1 rRNA gene is annotated in these 350 nt (G+C 56.0%); it reads right to left on the bottom strand.

The annotated features are described in order from the left end of the window. Window positions 1-18: 18 nt before the first annotated feature. Window positions 19-350: ribosomal RNA gene (locus tag KP705_RS19825) — 16S ribosomal RNA — on the bottom strand; the annotation flags it as partial.

Below are 350 nucleotides of genomic sequence, written 5' to 3' on the forward strand. Positions count from 1 at the left end.
GGTTTGTAGCCAAACTTGAAAGGAGGTGATCCAGCCGCAGGTTCCCCTACGGCTACCTTGTTACGACTTCACCCCAGTCGCTGACCCGTCCGTGGTCGGCTGCGTCCTTGCGGTTCTCTCACCGGCTTAAGGTCGAACCAACTCCCATGGTGTGACGGGCGGTGTGTACAAGGCCCGGGAACGTATTCACCGCGGCATGCTGATCCGCGATTACTAGCGATGCCACCTTCATGTACTCGAGTTGCAGAGTACAATCCGAACTGAGACGGCTTTTAGAGATCAGCACCATGTCACCATGTAGCTTCCCACTGTCACCGCCATTGTAGCACGTGTGTAGCCCAGGACATAAG

This window comes from Gluconobacter sp. P1D12_c (assembly GCF_018812105.1).
GTDB lineage: Bacteria > Pseudomonadota > Alphaproteobacteria > Acetobacterales > Acetobacteraceae > Gluconobacter > Gluconobacter oxydans_A.